The sequence below is a fragment of the Isoptericola sp. NPDC060185 genome (genome assembly GCF_042728595.1).
Lineage (GTDB): Bacteria > Actinomycetota > Actinomycetes > Actinomycetales > Cellulomonadaceae > Isoptericola.
The window spans coordinates 1-6962 of record NZ_JBHWYY010000120.1; the positions used below are offsets into that span (position 1 = coordinate 1).

General features: G+C 74.8%; 8 protein-coding genes. 4 read left to right on the top strand and 4 right to left on the bottom strand.

Annotated elements, in window-relative coordinates; genetic code table 11:
- Positions 1–154: 154 nt before the first annotated feature.
- Both ACFWDO_RS20655 and ACFWDO_RS20660 read right to left on the bottom strand, forming a co-directional pair.
- Complete coding sequence (locus ACFWDO_RS20655) at positions 155–1174, bottom strand: family 43 glycosylhydrolase (protein WP_380347149.1); 1020 nt, start codon at positions 1172–1174, stop codon at positions 155–157.
- Positions 1175–1376: 202 nt separating this feature from the next.
- Complete coding sequence (locus ACFWDO_RS20660; protein ID WP_380325932.1) at positions 1377–2018, bottom strand: pentapeptide repeat-containing protein; 642 nt, start codon at positions 2016–2018, stop codon at positions 1377–1379.
- A 219-nt stretch (positions 2019–2237) separates the two neighbouring features.
- Here ACFWDO_RS20660 and ACFWDO_RS20665 point away from each other — a divergent pair, with 219 nt between their 5' ends.
- Positions 2238–2819, top strand: coding sequence for an alpha/beta family hydrolase (locus ACFWDO_RS20665; protein WP_380325929.1), 582 nt, complete (start codon positions 2238–2240; stop codon positions 2817–2819).
- 39 nt (positions 2820–2858) lie between these two features.
- On the opposite strand, the gene def is transcribed toward ACFWDO_RS20665, so the two are convergent.
- Entirely contained in the window at positions 2859–3545 is a 687-nt protein-coding gene (gene def / locus ACFWDO_RS20670; RefSeq protein WP_380325926.1) for a peptide deformylase, read from the bottom strand.
- 145 nt (positions 3546–3690) lie between these two features.
- On the opposite strand from def, the gene ACFWDO_RS20675 reads away from it, so the two are divergent.
- The 3 genes from ACFWDO_RS20675 to ACFWDO_RS20685 all read left to right on the top strand — a co-directional run bounded on the left by ACFWDO_RS20675 (position 3691) and on the right by ACFWDO_RS20685 (position 6603).
- Positions 3691–4362 (top strand): UdgX family uracil-DNA binding protein, encoded by a 672-nt coding sequence (locus ACFWDO_RS20675; RefSeq protein ID WP_380325923.1) that lies wholly within the window; start codon positions 3691–3693, stop codon positions 4360–4362.
- A 118-nt stretch (positions 4363–4480) separates the two neighbouring features.
- On the top strand, positions 4481–5212 hold the full coding sequence (locus ACFWDO_RS20680; protein ID WP_380325920.1) for an ABC transporter ATP-binding protein: 732 nt from the start codon (positions 4481–4483) through the stop codon (positions 5210–5212).
- The gene (locus tag ACFWDO_RS20685; protein ID WP_380325917.1) at positions 5209–6603 is read left to right on the top strand and encodes an FtsX-like permease family protein; all 1395 of its coding nucleotides are present in this window, start codon (positions 5209–5211) and stop codon (positions 6601–6603) included. The genes ACFWDO_RS20680 and ACFWDO_RS20685 overlap by 4 nt, the downstream gene beginning before the upstream one ends.
- Before the next feature lie 19 nt (positions 6604–6622).
- Here ACFWDO_RS20685 and ACFWDO_RS20690 read toward each other — a convergent pair.
- Positions 6623–6962: DUF3467 domain-containing protein (locus tag ACFWDO_RS20690; RefSeq protein ID WP_380347151.1), on the bottom strand; the 340-nt coding region annotated here is incomplete at its 5' end.

A 6962-nucleotide genomic window follows, 5' to 3' on the forward strand; every position in this document is an offset into this window, starting at 1 on the left:
GTTGACACCGTGATGGTGCTCCGCAGAGCGCCATCACGGTGTCAACTGCCTGTTCGGCGAGGGGCGGGTGCCGGCGGTCGTCACGCATGAGGAGGCTTGCGCAGCGAGTCCCGGGCCCGGGGCTCGGCGCTCCCGGGCGCCGCGGTGGTGGTGGTCATCGGAAGGCTCCGTCGGCGGGGAGGACCTCGGTGGAGGTGGGGGTCGGGCGGGTGTCGGCGACGGGCGTGCCCCACACGGGGTGGCCGTCTGCGTCGAAGGGCAGCACCTGCGCGCGGGCGTGCCGGTTGGGGTCGCGCAGCGGGTCGCCGACGATCTCCGTGTAGGTCCGCGCGTGGTAGACGAGGACGGCGTCGCCGTCGGGCGTCTCCGTGAACGAGTTGTGGCCGGGGCCGTACTGGCCGGCGGCGGGGTCGGACACGAAGACGGGCTCGGGGCTCTTGGTCCACGACGCGGGGTCGAGGAGGTCTGCGCCGGCGTCGGCGGTGAGCAGGCCCATCGCGTAGTCGATGCCGGTGGCGGCGCCCGAGTAGGTGAGGAAGACGCGGCCGTGGCGCACGAGGACGGACGGGCCCTCGTTGACCCAGAAGCCCCGGGTCTCCCAGTCGAGCTCGGGGTGCGTGAGCTCGACGGCGGGCGTCGCGAGAGTCCACGGGTTCGCCATGCGGGCGATGTACAGGTTGGAGTGCCCCTTGACCTCCGGGTGCTGCTGCGCCCAGACGAGGTACTGCGCGCCCTCGTGCACGAAGCTCGTGGCGTCCAGCGCGAACGACTCCCAGCCGGTGTCGACCTGGCCGCGGTCGGTCCACTCGCCGTCGAACGGGTCGTCGGCGGAGTTCTCGAGGACGAAGACGCGGTGGTTGAAGGTGTCGTCGGTGCCCGGCACGTCCGTGGTGACGGACTCGTCCGGCGCGGCCGCGAAGTAGACGTACCACCTCCCGTCGACCCGGTGGATCTCGGGCGCCCAGATCAGGTGCGACTGCGGCCCCTCGGCGTGCCGCTCCCAGATGGTGACCTCGTCGGCGGCCTGCAGGTCCTCGAGCCGCTCGGCGCGGCGCAGCACGATGCGGTCGTACTGCGGGTGGGAACCGGTGAAGTAGTAGGCGCCCCGGTGCCGGAGCACGCATGGGTCGGCGCGCTGCAGCACGATCGGGTTGACCGTGACCTGGTCCGTCATGGGCTGTCTCATCCTCCGGTGTCCTGCACTGGTCCGGCGTCGTCTCAGCGGCGCTGCTCCGAAGAAATGTAAACGATGTAAATGGCCCGCGCGGTGACGTCCGCGACGGCCGCCGGAGGATCGGCGCCAGGACCTGCGCGGGGGCGACGGTGGTGTGACGAGGCCCACTTCCGGCGGGCGCCGTCGGGCACCCTCGGTCGCGTCAGGGCGTGACGACGAGCCCCAGCGCCTCGGCCAGCACCACCGCCTGGGCGGGGTCGACGACGGCGCCCGCCAGCCGCGCCGCGCGCGGGTCCAGCGCGGACAGGTCGCTGCCGCGCAGGACGGCGCCGCTCAGGTCGACGTCGGTCAGCTCGGCGCCCGACAGGTCGACGCCCAGCACCGACGCCCCGGACAGGCGCGCGCCGTCGAGGTCGGCCTCGCGCATCCGCAGGTTCTCGAGGTGCACGCCCGCGAGCGCCGCCCGCCGCAGCGTCACGAACGACCAGTCGCCGCGCTCCGCGTGCAGCAGGTCGAAGCGGCAGTCGTCGAAGCGCGAGCCGACCAGCTTGCAGCGCCCGAACCGCGCGTCGAACAGGTTGGCGCGGCTGAACGCGCACCCGATGAACGCGCACTCCGTCCACACCGAGGCGTTGAACCGCACCCCGCGGAACGTGCACTGGTCGAACGTCGCGCCGGTGGCCGTCGCCTCGGTGAGGTCCACGTCGACCAGCTCCACCTCCTGGAGCGCCAGCCCGGACAGGTCCCGCCCGTACCAGTCCTCGCCGCGCACGGTGCTCCCGGGCTCGATGCTGCCGGGCTCGATGCTGTCGGGCTCGATGCCGTCCCGCTCGACCTCGTTCATGCCCGCACGCTAGCCGCCGCCGGCGACACCCCCGCGAGGTAGTTCAGATCTCCGCGAGGTAGTCCGGATCCCCGCGAGGTAGTTCGTACATCTCAGGCATTGCGGGCAATCCTCTGCCCTTCGCGAACTACCTCGTGAGATTGCGGACTATCTCGCGAGAAGGGGAACTACCTCGCGGAGGTCTGAACTACCTCGCGGGGCTCGGGTGACACTGGACCCGTGCCCTCCACGACGACGCCCCGAGGCCTGATCCTCACCCCCGGCGCGGGCGCGAGCCGCGACCACCACACGCTGGTCGCGGTGGAGCGCCGGCTGGCCGACCTCGACCCGCCGCTGCCGACCGAGCGGGTCGACTTCCCGTACCGGTTGGCGGGCAAGCGGATGCCGGACCGCCCGCCGGTCGCGGTCGCGCACCTGCGCGCGGAGGCGGAGCGGCTCGCCGCCGCGCTCGGCGCCGGCACGGACGCGCTGCTGCTGGGCGGCCGGTCGTACGGCGGCCGGATGTGCTCGATGGCGGTGGCCGAGGGCCTGCCGTCCGCGGGCCTGGTGCTGCTGAGCTACCCGCTGCACCCGCCGGGCAAGCCCGAGAAGCTGCGGGTCGAGCACTTCCCGCAGCTCGACGTGCCGGTGCTGTTCGTCTCCGGCGACCGCGACCCCTTCGGCACGCCGGCGGAGCTGGCCGAGCACGCGGCGGCGGTCCCCGGCCCCGTCACGACGGTCACCCTCCCCGGTGCCCACGACGTGCGCGGCAAGGACGACGAGGTCGCGGCCGCCGTCGCGGACTGGGTCCGCACGCTCTGAGCCCTCGGTCGCGAGCCTCGACCAGGGATCGAGCGTGGCTCAGCGGCCGCCGGCGGGACGGTCCGGGTACTCGGCGGGCTTCTTGCCCAGCTCGACGGCGAGCTCGCGGCGGCCGGCGACGATGCCCGGGCGCTCCTCGTCGCGCTGGCGCAGGGCGTCGGCCTGCAGCTCGGGCGACAGGTGGTCCCAGTAGAGGGTGCCGTCCAGGTGCTGCGACTCGTGGATGAAGGCGCGGGCCAGGAACCCGCTGCCCGACAGCTGCACGGGGCCGCCGTGCTGGTCGACGCCGCGGACGGTGGCGGCGCCGGGCCGCTCGAGCGGCTCGTAGGCGCCGGGCACGGACAGGCAGCCCTCGTCCTCGGTCTCGGGCTCGGCGTCGAGGTCCATCTCGAGCACCGGGTTCACGACGTGCCCCACGTGCCGGTCGCCCCGCTCGTCGGTGACGTCGTAGACGAACAGCCGGATCCCGACGCCCACCTGCGGAGCGGCGAGGCCCACTCCCTCGGCGTTCTCCATCGTGGCGAACATGTCGTCGATCAGGCGGGCGAGCTCCGGGGTGGAGAACTCCTCGACCGTGGCGGCGGGGGTGTGCAGCACGGGCTCGCCGATCTCGGTGATCCGCAGCACGCGTCCGCGCGCGGCCTCCGGCGCCTGGGCCGGGTACGGGTCCACCGGCTCGCCCAGCAGGTACGTGGTGGGCCGACGACGACCGAAGCTCCAAGCCATGCGGCAAGCCTAGGCGAGCAGGACGGGCACCCGCGCCCGGGTCACGTCCCGGCGGGCGGGGCGGGCGGGGCGTCCGCCGGTCGGCGAGCATTCGCCAGGCGCGCCATCCTGACCGTGCCCCCTCGTCGAACGCCCGGAGGAGCTCGTGGCCCGTCCCCCGACCGACCGCCCCGGCGGGGGCCGCTGGGTCCCCGACGGCACGCCCGGCATCGACGCCCTCGCGCGCGCGGCGCACCGGTGCCGAGGCTGCGAGCTCTGGCACGACACCACCCAGGTGGTGTTCTCCTCCGGGCCTGCGGACGCCGCCCTCGCGCTGGTCGGCGAGCAGCCCGGCGACCAGGAGGACCGCGAGGGCGAGCCCTTCGTCGGACCAGCCGGGAGGGTGCTCGACGACGCGCTCGAGGCCGCGGGCCTCGACGCCGGAGCCGTCTACCTGACGAACGCGGTGAAGCACTTCCGGTACGTCGAGCTGCCCGAGCGCGGGCGGCGGCGGCTGCACAAGACCCCTGGCGTCGCACACGTCCGCGCCTGTCTGCCGTGGCTCGAGGCCGAGCTGGCCGTCGTCCGACCGCGGGTCGCCGTCGCCCTGGGGGCCACCGCGGCGCGGGCGCTGCTCGGGCGACCGGCCCGGATCGGCGAGCTGCGGGGCCGCGTGCTGGACGCCCCGGAGGACGGCTCCTCGGGCGGCGCGGCCGTCGTCGTGACGACGCACCCGTCGGCCCTGCTGCGGCTGCGCGACCGATCCGGCTGGGACGACGCCTTCGGCTCCCTGGTCGTCGACCTCACCACCGCCGCGCGCGCCGCGCACGTCGCCTGACCCTGCCCGCCCGGGGCTCCCCTGAGGGGCAAGTCATACCGCAGGGGGACCCGACCCGACGACGAATCCGCTCGTGGTCCGACGCGCCCCGCCCGCGCCCGGCGCGAAGGTAGGTGGCATGACACCTCTGCTGAGCGCTCGCGGCCTGACGATGCGGTACCCCGGCGGGGTCACCCCCGCCCTGGACGGCGTGGACCTCGACATCGCCCAGGGCGAGTCCGTGGCGATCATGGGCGCCTCCGGCTCCGGCAAGACGACGCTGCTGCACTGCCTCGCCGGCATCCTGCGCCCCACGTCGGGATCGGTGACGTTCGCGTCGGCGGGCGGGCCGGTGCGCGTCGAGTCGCTGGACGACGCCGAGCGGTCCCGGCTGCGGCGCGAGGAGCTCGGCTTCGTCTTCCAGCAGGGCCTCCTGCTCGACGAGCTGACGGCGCTGGAGAACGTGGCCGTCGCCCGGATGCTCGCGGGCGTGCCGCGCGGGCAGGCGGAGGCGGAGGCGGCGCAGTGGCTGCAGCACCTCGGCCTCGCGGGCCTGGAGCAGCGGCGCCTCGGCGAGCTGTCCGGCGGGCAGGCGCAGCGCGTCGCCATCGCGCGCGCCCAGGTCACCGGGGCCCGGCTGATCTTCGCCGACGAGCCGACCGGCGCGCTGGACTCCGCCACCTCCGTCGAGGTCCTCGACCTGCTCCTCTCCGCGACCGCCCAGGGCCGCACGCTCGTCGTCGTCACGCACGACGCCGACGTCGCGCGCCGCTGCGCCCGCACCGTCGTGCTGCGCGACGGCCGTGTCGTCTCGGACACGGCCGCCGCCGCCGCGACCAACGCAGCAACCACCGCCGAGGCCGCGCGATGACCATCACCGTGCCCCCGTCCGTCCCCGGCGCGCGAGCCACCGGCCCGCTGACCACCGCGCTCCGGCTCGCCCCGCTGTTCCGGCGGCGCGACGGCGACCGGCTCGCCACCGCCCTGCCCGTGGCCGCGTTCGGCGTGGTCACCGCCCTGCTGCTCGTGGTCCTGGGCGGGGCGCAGGCCTTCTTCCGCTGGGACGACGACCTGGCCTCCACCTACGAGTCGCTCGCCGTCATCGCGGTCGTGCTGCTCCTCGTGCCGCTCGCGACCGTCGGCGCGTCGGCCGCCCGGCTCGCCGCCCGCCGCCGCGACGAGCGGCTCGCGTCCCTGCGCCTGCTCGGCGCCACCACCGGCACCATCACCGCGCTCACCGTGCTCGAGGCGGCCGTCACCGCGCTGCTCGGCGCCGTCGTCGGCGTCGTGCTGTACGCGGTGCTCGCGCCGCTCGTGGGGCTGCTGCACTTCCGCGGCGAAGCCCTCGGCGCGCAGATGTGGGTGCCGTGGTGGTGGCTGCCGCTCGCCGTGCTCGGCGTGACGCTGCTGGCCGCCGCGAGCGCCGTCGTCGGGCTGCGGGCCGTCGTCGTGACGCCGCTGGGCGTGCGCACGCGGCAGCGGCCGGGCACCGCGCACTGGGTGCGCGTGGTGATCGCCGTGGGCGTGCTCCTGGCCGGCCTCCTGCTCATGCAGATGCTGGGCGCGCTCGGGGAGATGGGCGGCATCGTCGCGATCATCGGCACGATGGCGGCGATCTTCGGCGGCATGCTGCTGGCCCTGGACGCCCTGGGCCCGTGGTTCGTGCGGGTGCGCGCCCGTCGGCAGGTGCGCAAGGCCCAGACCGTGCCCCGGCTGCTCGCCGCCCGCATGATCCTCGAGGACCCGAAGGTCGCGTGGCGTCAGGTCAGCGGCGTCGCGATGACCAGCTTCGTCGGTGTCTTCGGCGCCGTCGGCCTCGCCATGACCTCCATGACGTCGACCGAGGGCATGGATGCCGACGAGCGCTGGCTCATGCAGGACGTCTCGACCGGCGTCCTCGTCACCGTGGCGGTGTCGTTCCTCATGGTCGCGTGCTCGGTGGGCATCAACCAGGCGGCCTCGACCCTCGACCGCGCGGCCGTGCACGTCTCGCTCGACCGGCTCGGCATGCCGCGCTCGGTGATGACCGAGGCGTCCCGGCGTGCCGTGATGTCGGCGCTGTGGATGGTGGCGGGCGGCTCGGCGCTGTGCGCGGCGGTGCTGATGTTCCCGCTGGTCGGGATGGCGGTCTTCGTCAACCCGGTCGCGATCGCCACCGCGCTGGCCGTGTTCGCGCTCGGGTTCCTCGCCGTCCGCGGCGCCGCGGCCCTCGCCGCCCGCCTCGTGCCGGGCATCCTCGCCCGGCCCGAGCGCGCGCTCTGAGCCGGCCGGCCCCGGGCGCTCAGGCGCCGCCGTCGGTCTTCTTGCCGGTCTCGCGCTCCCAGGCGTCGAGCTGCTGGGTGAGCGCCCGCGCCAGCTCGAACACCTGCTGCGGGGGGATCCGTACGCGCGACACCACCTTCCCCGGCACCACGCGGCCGGTGACCGCCCCCGTGTCGGGGTCGGTCACCGGCTGCGGCGGCTTCGTGGCCGCGACGAAGTCGATGACGAACGACGTCGACGTGTGCCACAGCGACGCGAAGTCCGCGGGCACACCGCCCTCCAGCTCCGTGGGGACGTCGATCTGGAACTTCACCTCGTTGCCGGCCATGCCGCCACTGTGACCCACGGCGGCCCTGCTG

Bases quoted from the DNA above. Each gene is read 5' to 3' on its own strand.
- ACFWDO_RS20655 (WP_380347149.1), bottom strand. From the start codon at position 1,174: ATGACGGACCAGGTCACGGTCAACCCGATCGTGCTGCAGCGCGCCGAC.
- def (WP_380325926.1), bottom strand. From the start codon at position 3,545: ATGGCTTGGAGCTTCGGTCGTCGTCGGCCCACCACGTACCTGCTGGGC.
- ACFWDO_RS20680 (WP_380325920.1), top strand. From the start codon at position 4,481: ATGACACCTCTGCTGAGCGCTCGCGGCCTGACGATGCGGTACCCCGGC.
- ACFWDO_RS20685 (WP_380325917.1), top strand. From the start codon at position 5,209: ATGACCATCACCGTGCCCCCGTCCGTCCCCGGCGCGCGAGCCACCGGC.
- ACFWDO_RS20660 (WP_380325932.1), bottom strand. From the start codon at position 2,018: ATGAACGAGGTCGAGCGGGACGGCATCGAGCCCGACAGCATCGAGCCC.